The following is a 244-nucleotide window of genomic DNA, read 5'->3' as shown; positions in this document are numbered from 1 at the left end:
GGGAATTGGCTTAGGAAGCTGCTGAGTTTCAATCTAAGCTTCTGGGATACGAGATGGTGTGTGATAAACAGGTGCGTCCTCTGCTAATGCATCCACAGGAACGTCCGCAACGACTTCTCCTTTATGACGGAGACGGAATCGCTTATCTTCCGTTACAACACCAACCTCTTTCGCTAAAAGACCCCAGCGATCTGGTATAGCTTTAATTTCATCTTCATGACCTTTTTTCACAACAACGAGCATA

At 45.5% G+C, this 244-nt stretch carries 1 pseudogene; it reads right to left on the bottom strand.

Annotated features, from left to right (window positions below):
• Window positions 1-42: 42 nt before the first annotated feature.
• Window positions 43-244, bottom strand: a pseudogene (locus Q4550_RS23855) (AIR synthase-related protein); the annotation flags it as partial.

Origin of the sequence: Anaerobacillus sp. 1_MG-2023 (assembly GCF_030547345.1) — a bacterium.
Taxonomy (GTDB): domain Bacteria; phylum Bacillota; class Bacilli; order Bacillales; family Guptibacillaceae; genus Guptibacillus; species Guptibacillus hwajinpoensis_B.
Note: the sequence above shows the minus strand (reverse complement) of the source record. Positions and strands in the feature narration are given on the sequence as shown.